Below are 17,601 nucleotides of genomic sequence, written 5' to 3'. Positions count from 1 at the left end.
AGCAAAGGAGAGGTCAATATGCAGCGTAAAAAGATTTCATTTGCTATTCTGTCGGCAATCTTAGGACTTGGAACGCTATTGTCAGGATGTGGGGGCAATGAAGAAGTTACATCAACAACTTCGAGTAATTCGCAAGGCCAGTCTGGCCAGTTTGCAAACAAAATGAAAATCTCAATGTTTAACCAAGGCACTTTTAATGCTGCTGCTCCCGTACCTCCACGTGATGAAGATATTCAACGCCAAATGTTGGAAGAAGAGATGAACATCGACTTGGATATGATGATTCCTCAAGCGGGTCAAGCAACAACCAAACTGAATACACTCATTGCAGGCGGGGATATTCCAGACCTGATCTTCTTGAAAAGTCGTGCTGATCTTGCGCAATATTACGACCAAGGAGTTCTTGCGGATTTAACACCGTATATGGACCAATTCCCTGAACTACAAAAGCGGTTTGGCAACGACTCCTGGGAGGCGATGTCCTATCAAGGAAAAACGATTGGAGTTCCAGGCTATGATAATGTAAACGGTATCAGTCGAAGCTTCTTCATCCGTAACGATTGGCTGAAAAAGTTGAATATGGAGGTACCAACGACACCTGACGAGCTGTTCGAAGTTATGAAAGCCTTTACAGAGAAAGATCCGGACGGGAATGGGAAAAACGATACGTACGGATTCATCGGCGGTATGAATAAAGAAGGTAATCTGCAAACCTACGGCTTTGATAGCTTGATGTGGATGTTTGGCGTCAATCCTCCTTCAGCCGTTGAGATAAAAGATAATGAACCGGTATTTCTGTTTATCGATCCCAAAATGAAAGAGGCGCTTGCTTACATTAATAAAATGATGGCAGCCAAGGTGGTTGACCCGGACTGGGTGACGATGAATTCGCCTGATCTGTTGGACCAAAAGATGTTTAAGGGAAAAGTTGGCTTCATGATCAGAGATGCTCGCAGACTGGAGCCGGACTATCAGCAGAAAATAAAAGAAATTAGTGGCGAGGTGCCCGAATGGATCGTTATTCCTCCGATGAAAGGTCCTTACGGGGATCAAATTGTAGAGAGAAAATCATTCCAGGGCAATTCATGGGCCATATCCGCAAAAGCGGACGAGGATAAAATCATTCGGATCTTGTCCATGCTGAATTATCTCTTTACGGATGAAGAAGCCTATCCGAACTTTGCATACGGAATCAAAGGCATCCATTGGGATGTCGTAGACGGCAAGATCAAAAATAAAACCTCCGAGTTATCAAAGGAAATGAAAGAAAAGTACCTGTGGGTTGACCATTATAGAATGCCACGCCGTGGTGATGATGCGGAGTACTTCAGCTTCCAGAATCCGAAGACAGCGGAAGCTTTTAAGGACAATCAGCAATATGTGGGGCCAACGTTGCCCGGGAATTTATTGACCCCTGACCCAAGCGATACCTTGGATGCTGACCGCACACGTTTCATTAATGAAAGCTTGGTTAAATTTATGACGGGCAAAGAGCCTCTTTCCAACTGGGACAATTTCCTCCAGACGCTGGATACCAAGTTTGACATGCAGAAATATAAGGAAACAGCAATCCAGCAATTTAAAGAAGCCGGCCTTATCAAGTAAAAATAAACGAAGAGAGAGTGGCTATTCGTAGCCCCTCTCTTTATTAGCATATGCTATTCTTAGTTTAAAACGGAACTAAAAGGAAGATGATCAATGCCAAGAAGAATCAGCTTGCCTTTAAAATTATTTTTTATCGTGTTTGCATTTGTATTAGGCTGCATCATCTTGATAAGCCAATTGTCTTATCGCTATGTGCAAAAGGAAATAAGAACCAATGACATTTTTTACACCAATCAAATACTAGACAAGGTAGACCAGTATTTCACCGTTAATTTTTCCTCCTTCCAGACGATTCTCTTCTCAGTTGAAACATCAGTGAAAGCCAACATCAACAATACCGAAGTGATTAAAAAGCAATTAAGGGAGCTGTATGAACTCAACAGTATTTATGTCAGTAATATTTATTTGATCAAAAGCGATTTATCCATTCTGGGTGGAAGTACACCTACTCGAATATTCGATGAACCTTTATCTGAAAGAGCACCTTTATTTGATGCGGCTGACAAGAATAGAAGGACTACCTTTGTTAGTGAACCTTACAAATCGAAGTATTCCGGCTGGACCGTTACGATGGTTCGATATCTGAACGGTGCTCCGTTTCCTATGGCCATTGCGGTTGATTTGGATCTAAATGCCATTGAAGAAACCTTGTTCAAAATTAATAAACAGGAACAAATGAATCTGGCTCTGATCACTGCGTCAGGTAAGATCATTGCCGGATTTTCTGAAAATAAAGGACCTCTGAATATTCAAGATCATTCTTTTTCAATCGGGGAGACGTCAGCGGAAGAAATTCTGGATACAACAGAAACAAACCTTCAACTGTTTACCAACGATGGTATTCCGGTCTCCCTTTTGAAAAAACCAACGGAGAAATTCAACTGGACCATCATCTCGATCAACGATGAATCACGCTTAAAAGCAGCGTTGTCCAGATTGGAAACCTATTACCTCGAGCTTCTCGCTGCAGGTCTTATTTTAAGTTTGTTCATTTCTTTTTTGGTTGCCAAATATATAAGAAAACCACTCTATACGCTCAAAACAAAAATGAAGCAGGTAGAACAAGGTATCCTCACAACGACAATAACGATTAATCGAAACGATGAGTTTGGCGATCTTTCACGAGCATTCGATCGTATGCTTCAGCAGATTGTTGAACTGATTCGCCGAGCCGAGCTTCATAATGAACTTGAGCGGAAGTTGGAAATCCAGGTGTTACAGTCTCAAATTAACCCACATTTTCTGTATAACACACTTGGTTCGATCAGCAATGTGATACGTCTCGGACAAATAGAGAAAGTAGATGTGGTGATCGGGTCGCTCATTTCATTATTGGAGTACGGGATAGACGATGCTTCTGAGAAGGTTTCCCTACGCCAGGAATTACGCAATGTAGCGGACTATATCGAGATCCAGAACATTCGGTATAACCGAAACTTCAACTTGATTGAAGATATCGAAGTAGGACTGATGGATTTTCCTGTTTTTCGAATGCTGCTGCAGCCCCTTGTGGAGAATAGCATCTTCCATGGTTATAACGGAGGGGGAATTGAGGGACCTATTACGATTCATGCGTACAGGGAGGACGGCATCGTCATCATCGAAGTTGTTGATCAAGGCGAGGGAATTCCAGCTGATAAAATAAAGCATATTTTAATCTCAGAACCGAGTGAAGAGGAAGTAAAAAGAAAACGAATCGGGCTGAACAATATTCATGGGCGAATAAGACTCCACTACGGAGATCAATTCGGACTGCAAATCATAAGCATACCTAAGGAAATAACCCGTATACGCGCTGTATTCCCGGCAGAATTGCCAAAAGGAGATGCATAATGGGGAGAGACTATACCTGCTTCATTGTTGACGATGAAGACCTGATCATTCAACGATTGGAATTGTTTTTTAATGAACTCTCTCATAGGGATAGACGATTTGTTCTGGTGGGCAAAGCCAATAATGGGCTGAATGGGATCGAGGAGATCATAAAACTTAAACCGGATATCGTCATATCCGATATCGTAATGCCGCGTATGGATGGCATCTCCATGATTGAGCAGCTCAAGGCGGAGCTCCCCCATACCCAATACATACTTCTGACCGCCTATTCATCTTTTGAATACGCTCAACGAGCGATTCAAGCCAACGTATTGGAGTACATTGTAAAGGTTCCGCTGAGGGAAGCCGATTTGAATCGAGCGTTGGATAAGGCAGCCGGAATTTTAAATGAGTTTGAGAAAAAAGAAGCGGAATTTCACTCGTTAAACGTATCTGTGCTTGAAAATAAATATAGAGTCCGTAAGCAATTTTTTAACGAATTGATCCGAGGTGAAATTCCTTCTCATCGGGCATCGGATTTTGCCAATCGCATGCAGTTTCATTTCTTTCAATCCAACTATTGCTGCTTCATCGTTGAAATGAATACGTATGAAAGTTTCCGAAACGAATACGCGGCCGCAGATCAAAACATCTTGAAGTATGCGATAACAAATATCATCGAAGAAACAGTGATGAATGGTAGCAGTGGGGTAGCTGCGGATCTGTCCGATAATCGTTTTATTGGTTTTCTATCTTGGGAAAATAACCGTAGTGATATGGAAACGGAATATGCTTGCCTATCCTTGGGAGGGCAGATCATCTCTCATTTGCATCAATATTTGAATAAAAGGGTGTCTGTCGCTTTTGGAAGTCCACATCGAGGTTGGGAATCGATCAAACAGGCGTACACGGAAGCTAAAAATGTGAGTGAGGATTTCTATTATCATACCGAAAAAGTCGTGAAAACACCGATGCATCGGTTCCAATACCATAATGACAAAAAAGTAGACTTTCAGCAGAAGCTTGTTGATTTTCTTATACGGCTGAAACGAAAGATTTCCAAGGAAGAGCTGGATAATGCACTTGCCGATCTGTCGCAATTTGCTACGGACCATAAAATCCACAAGTCCATCATGGTGCCAATGATTAGAGACTTGTACAGAGACATTACCGTGAAATTTAAATCGGGGAATAAGATGGCCACGGAAGTTCCAGACTTCCCCATGGAATTTATGGCTTTTCAGGAGCAGCTCGCCTATATTGGCGACTTCACATTCGAATACGTGCACGCGGGCCAACTATTACATCGTGCAGAAATTATGAGTGCAATGCATTATATAGAGACAAACCTGAAACAACGTTTAACGTTGGAGGCAATTGCCGAGGAAGTGAATTTAGCACCATCGTATTTTAGCAGCTTATTCAAAAAAACAATGAACGAAGGCGTGATCAGCTACATCAACCGTAAAAAAATCCATCTCGCCCTCGAGTTGTTAAACGTTCGGGATTATTCATTATTGGAATTGTGCGAGGAAGTAGGTATCGTCAATGAAGGGTACTTTTGCAAACTTTTCAAAGAATATACGGGGGATACACCTAAGCAATATCGGATAAAAATGACACGGTAGAAATCCTAATAAGGATGCAAAAAATGTATGATTTTTTCGCGAAATCCTGTAAAAAAAAAGGGGCCAAAACCATTACCATGATAGGAGCATCTAATCATGGAGGTTATCAAAATGGAGCTTATGAAAGCAGATGTAACCGTCATAGGCGGAGGAATTGCCGGGATATGTGCTGCCGTTGCTGCCGCACGCCAAGGGCTGCAGGTTTCACTTATCAATGATCGGCCGGTTCTTGGGGGAAATGCGAGCAGCGAGGTCAGAGTTCATATCAACGGGTCGGCATATCTCGGAAACAGTCCATCCTATTATGCTCGCGAAGGCGGGTTGGTGGAAGAACTCAAACTGAAGATCTTTCATTACAACCCGTTATACAACAAAAAACTTATGCTTTCACTTTCGGATACGGTGTTATTGGACATGGTTTATGATGAGCCCAACATTTCTCTATTCCTGAATACATGTGTGCATGAAACAGGCATGGAAAACGGCAGAATCAAGTGGGTGGAGGGCCTTCAATTGGCTTCCGAAAGAAAATTTCGTTTTGAAAGCCCAACCTACATTGATTGCTCCGGCGATGGAATTGTTGGATATCAAGCAGGTGCTCACTTCCGATGGGGAAGAGAGGCGAAGCATGAATACCAGGAGGAGCTCGCTCCAGAAGTGGCGGATCATTACACCATGGGTGATACGATTCTGTTTCAAGCCCGTGACGTAAACTATGCCGTTCCTTACAAAAGGCCAGGCTTTGCGTATGATATTACGAAGCTGGAGTTTTTTGATAGTATCAGAAAAGGATTAAACCATCGGTCTTTTCCAAGGAAAATCAACGGGCTTGGCGGATTGTGGTGGCTGGAATACGGCGGACATATGGATATTATCAAGAATAATGAAGACATCGCCTTGGAACTGCGGAAATTGGTGTACGGGATCTGGGATTACATCAAAAATAGCGGTGAGTTTGATGATGTAGACAATCTCATCCTGGATTATGTATGCCCGATTCCGGGAAAACGGGAGTCGAGGCGGTTTATTGGGGAGCACATGCTGTCTCAGAACGATCTTACAACAAAGCCTCATTTCGAAGATGCTGTATCTGTCGGAGGCTGGTATATGGATCTGCATGCAAATAAAGGCATCTACGATGACGGACCGGCTACAGCGTGGAATTTTGTGCCGGGATTATACAATATCCCTTTTCGCAGCTTATTTTCACGTAATATTCCTAATCTCATGTTCGCTGGCCGCAATATAAGCGCTACCCATGTAGCTTTTGGGTCTACAAGGGTTATGGCAACTTGTGGTTGTATGGGGCAGGCGGTAGGAACGGCTGCTGCGTTATGCGTAAAATATGATACAGACCCTGCGGACATCGTTAAAGCGCATATGGGTGAACTTCAGGCGCAGCTGCTTCGAGACGGGCAAACGATTGTAGGGCTTCAAGAGCCGTTAGATCCTTATTTCACAGACGGATTAACGATTCGTGCCTCCTCTCAGCGAAGCTATGAACAACTTTACTCAACCGAAGAGGTCTCCTTGGAGAAAGCGTTATGTTTGGTCTTGCCGATTAAGACATCTCTGGTTGAAAGTGTGCAGATCAAATTTAAAAATAGATCCGAGCATTCGGAAACGTTGCAAGTGAAGCTGTTTGGCGGGGATCGGAAGGAAAACTATATTCCCACCAGCGAGCTGAAAGGCTACAACTTGGTGATTTCAGCGGGTCACGATGACTGGATTACACTGGACCTCAGCTGCAAGAAGCCAGCAGACGACAAAATCTACATCGTATTGGAAGGTACGGCGGACCTCACTGTACACAGCAATGAAGAGAAATTGACAGGAGCGGTGAGCTTCCTTTACAAGCCGGAAGAGCCGTCCAGACTGAAGAAGCTTAATAAGAGCATTTGTTTCAAGGATCTGCTACCATCCCAGGATATGTATAATCCCGCCAATGTCGTCAACGGCTTCTCCAGACCCTATGGTCTGCCTAACGGCTGGATTTCTGAACGTTCGGAAGGACAGGAATGGTTGGAATTTGGTTTTGCTAGCCCCAAAAATCTGGATGAAATCCATCTTGTTTTCAATTCACAACTGAATTTGGAGCATTTCGACGATCCAATCGAGTCGTTGATTCAAGATTATGATGTGACTTTAACTTTGGAAGACGGAACCGAGAGTGAAATTAAAGTCCGTGGGAATTATCTTTCGTTGAACAAACATCAGGTGCATGCACAAGCTGTAACCCAAATCCGGTTTGATTTCTGTGCAACGTATGGTTCGCCATATTATGAAGTGTTTGCTGTAAAACTTTTTGCTCCTAAAAACGCTAAGTGAGAGCAGGTGAAGTCACGATGAAGGAATTTTTCCCACGAAGAGGGCTGCCAAATGTCATTCAAAAGTTGGAAAATGGGGAAACAGTAACAATCGTCTATTTTGGCGGCAGTAATACACGTTCGAAAGGATATAGGGTCATGACGGCAGATTGGCTGCGAGGGCAATATCCCCATGCCGATATCCGCGCTGTGAACGCAGGCATTGATGGGACAGGATCTGACCTCGGCTGCGCCCGTTTGGAGACAGATGTGCTGCGTCATCAGCCTGATCTCGTATTTGTTGAATTCGTTGGCAACGATGGCGGAGTTCCTGAATCCAAAGCGCGGATCGAAGGCATTGTCCGACAGATTCGTAAGCGCAGCCGTTTTACCGATATCCTGTTTGTATATACGGTTAAGGAGCGGGATTTAACCTCATTTCAATCCGGCGAATACCAGAAGGGCGCTCTTATGCAAGAGGAAGTCGCCGACTATTACGGCATTCCTTCCATTCATCTGGGCGTGGCGGTCAGTCAATTGGTTTTGGATGGAAAGCTCATTTTCACCTCAAGTGCAGATGTGTCCATTCCCGGTGCCGTTATTTTTACACATGATTCGATCCATCCAACGATTCCCGAAGGACACCAGATTTACACGGACACAATTACCCAGTCGTTCGTGAAAATGAGCGAACTTCGAGATCAAGTGGGAAAAGTCGAACATCACTTGCCGCAGGACCCCTTGGTCCCGGCCAATCCTTGGGAGTATGCAACCATGCTGCCACTGGATCGTCTTACTCATTTTTCGGCAGGGTGGTCTTACATGACCTCTGATGACTTTCCTTTAGTGCGTGAGTATGATTGGTTGTTCCCCGGTCTATGGCGAGCAGTTGATCCCGGAGAGGCGATCACAGTGGAGTTTGAGGGAACCCACATCGGCTTATTTGATATCGGGGGGCCGGATTCTGGCCGATTGAAGGTGTCGGTGGATGGAGAGGAACCCGTCCTTATTGATCGATTCACACCCTATAACGATCATAATCGAAATCAATATGTTTTCTTGCCGGAGCTACCAAATGGGAAACATACAGTTTGCTTCGAAATCGATCACGAGAAGACTGACAAAGCGGCCGTGTTTGAGGCTAGTGGCAATGAACGAAGTATGGAACATGTTCGGCAGCATCCTGCTTGGTATGATCAAACGGTCATTCAGCTTGGAAAGTTGTTATTGGTGCAGCCGCCATTATAATTGATGGGTTCACTTGGAACACTTGGAAAACCTATATTCTATCTGACTGCTACTGAGCAATCAATTAGGATGTAGGTTTCTTTTTTTACTTAAAATCGTATAAGAAATTCTTAAAATGAAAGAAATTTCACCGTGATGTAACATGCTAAGATAAAAACGACAGAGAGGGATTAGGCAGAAGGGGAAGGTTAAGTGCTTTTTTACGATCATTTGAGCAAAAGGCAACTCATTTTTGGAAGCGTTATCATTATAAGGAGAGGCTGTGAATTGTATGGTCAAAAGGAAGCTGTTTCTCTTCATCGTTTTCATGTTGACGATCGTAGTTCCTTCCATCCTGATCGGAATAAGGGCCGCTTATGCGGAGACCTTACCTTATCAGACAATTATCATCGATGACGGGAGTATCAAGATCAATGATGTTGTGACACCTGATGCGGGTAACGAGAACAATGGATATGCGGCTCCAAATTGGACTATAAGCACAGGGGTGAAGGGGTATGATCTTTCCAGCACCAAATATACGAGTACAGCAGGCAGAACGATAACATGGAATCCACGCTTGGAAGCAGGAACGGCGAAAATATCGTTCTATAAGCTGGATTGGGCGGATAAGGCTGATAGCAATGTAAAAATCGAAATTGTTCATAATGGAACGACGGATGTAGTCTTTATGGATCTGAGACCCTCATCTGGCGCACCAACGGGATGGGTTGATTTGGGAGAGTACTATTTTTCCGGTGTTGGTGAAGAATTTGTTCAATTGACCCGTTCTACCGGCACCACAAACACAATCCTTACACGTGCTGATGCGGTCAAGTTCGAAGGGAATATAGGGCAGAAAGAGCCACATAAGACAATCATCATTGATGATGGAAGCCTCACGATTGATCATGTCGTCACGGTTGATTCCGGCAACGCTAATAACGGATTTTCCGCTCCTTATTGGAGCACAAGTGCGGGAGTGAAGGGTTACAATAATTCCAGTTCCAAATATACAGACGCCGTAAATAGAAGTATCACCTGGAATCCACGCTTGGAAGCAGGGACGGCGAGAATATCGTTCTATAAGCTGGATTGGGCGGATAAAGCAGATAGTAATGTGAAGATTGAGATTGTTCATAACGGGATTACGGATGTTAAGTTTATGGATCTTAGACCTTCGTCAGGTCCATCGGTTGGATGGGTGGATCTGGGGGAGTATGAGTTTAGTGGTGATGATAGCGAATTTGTCAGGCTGACTCGAACGCAGCCTTCTACGGGTACAATTATTACGCGGGCTGATGCAATCAAGTTCGAGGGGAATATCCGTCAACAAGCACCACCGCTCCCCCCGCTAAGAAGCCGTACCTTAGCAAATCTTAGTTACACAGAGAAAGGCAGCATCGAAAATGCGAACTACAAAGCAACCTTCCATGAGGCAGTATGGGATGGAGGCAAATCCATCGTGCGTGATATGTATTACAAAAACACGGAGACAGGGAACTGGGTTCCAATCAATAATGAATCAGAAAGACTTGAGGAACAATGGGTTTTATTGGACGGGAATGCGGGGAGCCGAACCAATTACTATGATACGATGAACAAACGCTGGATTACATTTGACGGGGTCCATTTTCCCGACAGCCAGACGGCGGTATTAACCGATTCTACGCATGGCAGTGATTACGATTTTGAAGTGAACTGGTCCATGGCAGGGGATAAACCAGATGTTTCTTTTGCCTTTACCCCTCGCCGCGACGGCAATTATGTGATTGGATATCAGTCCTTCACAACAGAGGCAGTCTCGGGCATCAATGAAGTGTTAAATGGATTCAGGTCACATGCCAAAATGGTAGGTACGGTGGAATCAACAAGTTTAAGAGAGCTGAGCGCTCCGATGAGCTTGGTTGAGAAAAATGATGGTTCGGGAAATCCATTGACCTATGGCGTATTTGTACCTTCGGCAGAGCTTCCGGTTGAATTTGAACCGACGGGAGGCGTGACGAAACAACGGCTTGGCATGAGCCTGGTCAACAACGAAGGCAGTGTGCAGCCCATCCTTTACGCTCCTCAATTAGGGACTTATTCGCAAATGACCGCAGAAAGCACTTATCAATTTCATATGGGGCTAATCGCTCAAAAAAGCAATCTGTATGAGTCCTACGCGGATATACTTCGCAATGAGTACGATTATTCGGCATACCGGGAAAATGTGTCAGATCAATCGCTTACTGACGCGATGTTTAATATGATCGATTTGCTTAAGGTTGAGCCACAAGGGGACGATTCTGTTAATTATGTCCCATCCCCCAGCGGATGGTGGAGTCGTGCCAAGGGTTTCATTGATATCGAAAACGAGGATAGCGTCCGAACAAGCTCGAATGCGGTTCTTTTGGGGGCTTACTATTTAACGGGGGATGACCAACTATACGATACGCGAGCACTGCCGTCCGTCCAGTATGGTGTATCGCGAAATGGTATCGGTTGGTCGCCAACGCAGAAGAAAGTATACGGCGTGCCTTCGTTATGGAAAATGGCTACCCTGCCGTTTGATGTTTCAAGTGTCACCGCTGTCAATCAGATGATGGGCACTTCGGCAGGTATTGGGGCGCTGGCACAGGAAGAGTATCTTGTGCGTGACCCGGATCAAAAAGACCGTGGGCCTGTCATTCAGCCCCTGATGATGTATCGGATGACGGGAGATGCGCAGTATTTGCAAGCTGCGAAGGATGCAGCCGACAGCTATATCACGCAACATATCGATACGCCTGCATCTGTCGATGTGAGCAAAAATGAGTTCATTTATTATTATAGCAAGCTGTGGATGGAGATCTTGGAGCTATATGAGGAAACGCAGGATCCCAAATACTTGGATGCCGCCTATAAGGAAGCCAAACGGTATGCAACCATGTTTGTTGCTCGCCCAGTTCCTGAAGGTAACGTTACGATTCCTCAGCCGGAGACATATAATTACGCGGAGTCGTTCCATTGGCCGGAAAGTGGTAAATTTCAATATCCTAGACTCAAGCTCCCAGAAGATATTGCCGGAGGTGTTCAAGCGGAGCGTTGGCTTGTTTCACCAAGCGGATTGACGTTTGAAGCAGGAAGTACAACCGGCTATTATCGGATGAATGCTCAGGAAGCTCCATTCATGCTGAGATTGTCGCTTTATACAGGGGATGAACTGCTGCAGGATATTGCTCATAATGCGGTTATTGGACGATATTCCAGTTATCCAGGTTATTACTATAAAGGCTTCGCCGTTAGCCAACTTGAACCGGACTTTCCTCTGGAAGGCCCAAGCGGGGCTACCTCCATCTATTACCATCATATTCCGGGGCAGCTTGGACAAACGATGGATTATTTGATTAGCGAACAATCATTGAAATCAAACGGGAGCATTACGTTTCCTTCCGTATTTGAAACGAATTTTTTATGGTTCAAATATCACCTCTATGGGAATAAACCAGGTCAATTTTATGGTAACTCCGACGTTTGGTTATGGATGCCCAAGGGGATTATTAAGACCAATCATCCTCAATTGAATTGGATAACGGGTGAGAGCGGGGATAAATTCTACATCGGGTTAAGCAACGCATCTTCAGATGAAGTTCAGACTCCAATTGAATTAAATGAACAAATCATTGGATTCAACCCGGCACAGGATTACACCGTGACGATCATCCGTGACAATGGTACACCAGAGCAAACGGTAATGAGTGGTGGAATCATTCAAGCCACGGTTTCAGGCAAGGGCATCACTGCGATCATTGTAGAGGGACTTGATATTGATGTACCGCTACATCAGGTCAGAACGGCAGATACATCGGATGCAAGTTATTTCTTTGATACACACAGTCCAATTGATGCGGTTAAAGGCATGCTGATCGTTAAGCCCGATGAAACGGTCTATGATGCATACGTGCAGGCAAAAACGACGAAACCAGCAACCATTCATTATTCCCTGGATGGCGGGGCAACGTACACGACCATCCCAGATACGATCTATCCGATGGAATGGTCGATACGAGTGAATGATTTATCCCAAACCTTCACGTATTACGTGGAATCGGAGGGGAAACAGACCCGTAAACGGACACTCTATCTGCCGGATCAGGTATCGGAAACTCCAGTCCAACCCGATGGGCAGGATAGCTCAACCATCATCGTGGATAATACGGAGGCGGAGACAGAAGGCGTCTGGATAAGGGATACGACGGCTAACGATTATTATTATGATAACTATGTGTATGCCAAATCTACGACCGGCACAGCGGCAAGCAAAATGAGATGGCGGCCTGAGCTGCCGGAAAGTGTCACTTACAGTGTGTATTACAAGATTCCGCAAATCACGGCTGCGAGTGAAAATTGGGCAACAAATGCCTCATTTACCGTTTATCATAGCGGCGGCTCCGAGACGGTGACAGTTGATGAGACAACAGCGAATGGTACTTGGGTGCACCTGGGGGATTATCCTTTTGCTGCAGGCGATAGCGGGTACGTGGAACTAACCAATAAGGCCAATAAGTCCAGAGTCGTTGCCGATGCGATCATGTGGGTGGACCCAAACAGGATACCGCAATTGGAGTCTGCTGTGATCATATCCGATCGGAACGAGCTGCAGATGACTCAAACCGCACAACTGAGCGTAACAGGTTATTTGGATAACGGTTTGATCGGTGATCTAACACAGGCCAATGTGCAGTATTTCGTTGATCGTACGGATCTGGCCGAAGTGAATAGCAGTGGGTTGTTGACGCTCCTCAATCTTGATGGAGACACGGATCACATTGAGGTATGGGCTACTGTTACGATTGACGGAGTGACCTTAACCACACCGCCTTTAAACATCAAGATCAAGGACCTAACGGTTATCGTGGACAGTACAGATACAACTGGGTTATACACGACAGAAGGGTCGTGGAGCCAAAGCAATTTAGCCGGATACAAAATTGGGGTTAAATCCCGCTATTCAACAGTTCAAGGCTCATCAGCGACGTGGAGAGGCGAGTTTCCAGAGGGGAAATATACGGTCTCGATCTACAAACTTGTCCATACGACGGGAAACGATAATAATGTCAAAGTGGAAGTGAAGCATAAAACGGGTACCGAGGTCACCTATATGGATGCAACGGTCGGCTCATCGGGTTGGGTTAATCTGGGAACGTTCGACTTTACGGGTGACGGCAGCGAGTATGTCCGGTTAACCAGGGTTACGCCTACAACGGTAGACCCGCCAACGCTTCCTGCGGATATGATCTATACGAGGGTTGACGCTGTTATGTTCGAACGGCATTCCGATGATTCGGATCTGCTTGCCAATGAGGTGCAAGGTGAACCGACACTTTCTGAATGAGGGCAGTAAATTATGAATGGAAGTGGAACACCGGTAAGTGATGTTATACAAATGATTGTAAAATAACGCTAAGAGCCGAGTGGATCAAAACGATCCATTCGGCTCTTTATGTCTAAGTGCACGAAAGTGTGGTTACAAGGGAAGGCAGTCGGCCACCTTCCTCTTACCACCCATTAATCACTTAAGTTTGCCAAACCCAACTTTTTTGGATGTCGTAAAAAAATTGCCGCGTTCAGATTATGTTTCGTCACACTCAAAACGTTTCTCTAGACCCACACAAATCTTCAATGGTACCATCATACACGTGCTTGAATTGAAGATTGCAGGAGGATATCATGTGGATCAACTTAAATACGATAATCTAAAGCTGGGGGAGCGCGGAGCTATCATCAGCATTATCGCCTACATATGTTTGACCGTATTAAAACTGATCGTTGGCAATATGGCCGGATCAGAAGCGCTCAAGGCGGATGGATTAAACAATGCCACCGATATTGTGGCCTCAATAGCTGTACTGATCGGTTTGAAGCTTGCCCAACGTCCAGCCGACACAGATCATACATATGGTCACTGGAGAGCAGAGACCGTTGCGTCACTTGTTGCTTCTTTCATTATGATGGCAGTAGGTTTACAAGTACTGTTTGAAGCCATTGGTTCTGTGTTTCAGGGTACACATGAATCTCCGGATATCATCGCTGCGTATACAGGCATTTTCTGCGCGGTTGTCATGTATGTGGTCTATCGCTATAACAAGAGACTTGCTACACGTATTAAAAGTCAGGCGGTCATGGCTGCAGCTCGTGATAACATTTCCGATGCCTGGGTGAGCACCGGTACGGTCATTGGGATCGTGGGTTCCCAGTTCGGCCTCCCATGGCTGGATCCTGTAACGGCTGTCATCGTAGGTTTCCTGATCTGCAAGACCGCTTGGGACATTTTCAAGGAAGCCACACATCATCTGACGGACGGTTTTGATGTTGAACTGATTCAGGAGTACAAAAAAAACGATTGCCGGAATTGACAGCGTAGAGACAGTTAAAGACGTGAGAGCGCGGAACTATGGCAATAACGTTGTAGTAGACGTTGTCATAACAGTTGATGCTGAGCTGGATCTTCAACAAGCACACGATATCTGTACAGACGTGGAGAACGAGTTGATGGAGGAGCATGACGTGTACACTGTTCACGTTCATGTGGAACCTGATATGTTGAAAGAGTGCATTTGATAGCAAGCTTATATAAGAGAGACTCGGCAAAACAAAAAAACCAGTGAGCTTTACTCATTCACTGGTTTTTTTGCGTTTCAATTTTCATCTTTAAAAAGAATACGCACGTTATATCAGAGTAAAAGTGTATCACTTCGTATACCTCAATAGTTTACTGTAACCATAAGCAAGAACAAATGGCAGGAGGTATGACAAAAAGGTCCAAAGAAGGTTCCATCCATTAAAATAAATGACATGCCCCATCATTTTGGCAAGCCATTCGATTAATGTCAGCGACAATGATGCAACAAGGATCGCCAACCATGGCTTGGCGCCTTTTACTAAAATCGTATACATCATCAGGCAACCAGCGATCGGATAGATTCCAAGGTCCATTGGAAGAGCAGCCAAGGATTGATTATGAGTATTCGGCAGAATATTCCAGAAGTAATTAAACCCGATATTGTTGATGGATGCTGAAATAGCCACACCAAGTGGATAATATAGAATAAGGATTGTAAAGTTCCGACGCAGAATCCATACACCCAATATAATGGGAATGACCATACCCAGCAGAATGTTTCCTAACATGCCATTTTCCTCCAAAACTTTGTTACTTCTGTAGTTTAACTATAAGCCGCATCACTCCGTTGTCTTCTCTTCCAGAAGGCGATCCACCTTATCTGTAAGTGCATCCAATTTTTTATCATAATGCTTGTACGTATAGAATCCAATGACTGCTTTGACTGCAAAAAAGAGCACCGCAGCAATGACAATGAGAATATAATTGTGGGCAAGCTGCCTTAACCAATCGTTAACTGCATTTATCGGATTTCTCTCCCTTCAATGCAAGTGGTTTTGTATAAGGTAACCAACTCCATGGGATATAATGCATATTAGCAAATTCGGAATTGGCATACGCCTTACTCAAAGTGAATGGACAAGTTTCGGTCATGAAAAAGCCAAGTAAAGAACGGCTACGGTTGAGGATGTTCATAAAAAGGTAGAGTGGCATATCAATAAGGATTTTATGAAAAAAATCCCTTCTCTTCGGATAAAAGAAGAGAAGGGATGATCTTAAATTATTGAATTATTGGTGCTTGCTGAGAATATCAAATATGATCTTGGCATTATCTGTGTTGTCGATCAAACCGGCGAAGCGATGACTTGCCGGGCCGTAGGCATAGACCGGAACATCTTCACCTGTATGTCCACCTGTTGTCCAGCCCGTAAATGAACGGTTATCAATAATCGCTTCAATGGCATTATCAATCTTTGTTACATCCGCACTTTTGGCCGCTTCTTTTACCGATTGAATCTCTTCAGGTTTCAACTCCAGTTTGAGATAACTTTTCAGTGTTTCTTCAACCGAAGCACCTTTTGCTATTTGTGATGCCATGAAGTCTGGGGTCCGCAGTGCAGCTTTGATCGGGTCTACGAAGAAGTTGTATTCTCCGTCTTTTCCAAGCGTAAGTCCGCCCGTGGAGTGGTCGGCAGTAGCAACGACAAGTGTTTCACCGTCTTTTTTGGCAAAATCAATAGCTGCCTGAAATGCTGCTGCGAAATCATCCATTTCACTCATCGCACCAACGATATCATTATCATGTCCTGCCCAGTCGATCTGGCTGCCTTCGACCATTAGAAAGAATCCTTTGTCATTCGAACTGAGACGATCAATCGCTGTATTGGTCATCTCAGCCAATGATGGAGTTGCAGCAGTACGATCAATCAACTTGTCCAGACCTCCGTCCGCAAACAGTCCAAAGCACTTGTTGATTCTTATCAGCAAGGAGAGAGGAACGATCCGTGACATAGCTGAATCCGGCCTTCTGAAACTCCTTCGTCAGGTCACGACCCTCGCGTACAAAATTGGATTTCCCTCCACCCAGAAGTACATCCACCTTATGCTTGCCATTAATCAACTCATCATAATAATCGTCCGCAATAGCATCCATATTTTTTCGACTGATATCATGGGCACCAAATGCAGCTGGTGTGGCGTGAGTGATCTCCGACGTAGCCACGAGTCCGGTGGACTTGCCGTTTTCTTTGGCCTGCTCAAGTACGGTTTTGACTTCCTTCTGCTCAGGGTCAACCGCAATGGCCGCATTGTATGTTTTCACGCCCGCCGACATAGCCGTTGCTGCGGAAGCGGAATCCGTTACATTTTGTTTATCATCATCCGGATAGGTCATTTGTGCTCCAACCAGATAAGGGTCAAATACGGTTTTGTCCATGCCCTTGGTCGAAGGATCATCTTTCATATAACGGTAGGCGGAAGTATAAGAGGTCCCCATGCCATCCCCAATGAGGAAGATGATGTTCTTGATTTGTTTTTTCTCCACACTTACAGCTTGAACCGCACTTGCTTGTCCGGCAGACAAGAGAGTAGAAGCCGATACAGCCAGAGTCAGCGCTACCGCTGGTAACACTCTTTTGGATAATTTCACAATGATTCC

The 17,601-nt window shown here is 44.7% G+C and carries 7 protein-coding genes and 2 pseudogenes; 7 read left to right on the top strand and 2 right to left on the bottom strand.

The window, feature by feature from the left end; genetic code table 11:
- The first annotated feature begins 18 nt into the window (after window positions 1–18).
- The 7 genes and pseudogenes from QF041_RS04950 (at window position 19) to QF041_RS04920 (ending at window position 15,163) form a co-directional block, all read left to right on the top strand.
- Window positions 19–1,605, top strand: a complete 1,587-nt coding sequence (locus tag QF041_RS04950) for an extracellular solute-binding protein (RefSeq protein WP_307412554.1) — start codon at window positions 19–21, stop codon at window positions 1,603–1,605.
- 93 nt (window positions 1,606–1,698) lie between these two features.
- Complete coding sequence (locus QF041_RS04945; RefSeq protein WP_307412552.1) at window positions 1,699–3,438, top strand: sensor histidine kinase; 1,740 nt, start codon at window positions 1,699–1,701, stop codon at window positions 3,436–3,438.
- A complete protein-coding gene (locus QF041_RS04940) occupies window positions 3,438–5,048 on the top strand; it encodes a response regulator (RefSeq protein WP_307412551.1) in 1,611 nt (536 codons plus the stop codon). Before QF041_RS04945 ends, QF041_RS04940 begins: the two co-directional genes overlap by 1 nt.
- Before the next feature lie 96 nt (window positions 5,049–5,144).
- Window positions 5,145–7,376 carry an FAD-dependent oxidoreductase gene (locus tag QF041_RS04935; protein WP_307412548.1) on the top strand — a complete coding sequence of 744 codons (2,232 nt, stop codon included), beginning with the start codon at window positions 5,145–5,147 and terminating at the stop codon, window positions 7,374–7,376.
- A 17-nt stretch (window positions 7,377–7,393) separates the two neighbouring features.
- Window positions 7,394–8,602, top strand: coding sequence for an SGNH/GDSL hydrolase family protein (locus tag QF041_RS04930; RefSeq protein WP_307412546.1), 1,209 nt, complete (start codon window positions 7,394–7,396; stop codon window positions 8,600–8,602).
- Between the two features lie 271 nt (window positions 8,603–8,873).
- On the top strand, window positions 8,874–13,937 hold the full coding sequence (locus tag QF041_RS04925) for a golvesin C-terminal-like domain-containing protein (RefSeq protein WP_307412544.1): 5,064 nt from the start codon (window positions 8,874–8,876) through the stop codon (window positions 13,935–13,937).
- 337 nt (window positions 13,938–14,274) lie between these two features.
- A pseudogene (locus QF041_RS04920) lies at window positions 14,275–15,163 on the top strand (cation diffusion facilitator family transporter).
- Window positions 15,164–15,292: 129 nt separating this feature from the next.
- Here QF041_RS04920 and QF041_RS04915 read toward each other — a convergent pair.
- Window positions 15,293–15,733 carry a hypothetical protein gene (locus QF041_RS04915; RefSeq protein WP_307412542.1) on the bottom strand — a complete coding sequence of 147 codons (441 nt, stop codon included), beginning with the start codon at window positions 15,731–15,733 and terminating at the stop codon, window positions 15,293–15,295.
- A 499-nt stretch (window positions 15,734–16,232) separates the two neighbouring features.
- Window positions 16,233–17,595: pseudogene (locus QF041_RS04910) on the bottom strand (alkaline phosphatase).
- Window positions 17,596–17,601 lie beyond the last annotated feature (6 nt).

This window comes from Paenibacillus sp. W2I17 (assembly GCF_030815985.1).
Classification (GTDB): domain Bacteria; phylum Bacillota; class Bacilli; order Paenibacillales; family Paenibacillaceae; genus Paenibacillus.
Note: the sequence above shows the minus strand (reverse complement) of the source record. Positions and strands in the feature narration are given on the sequence as shown.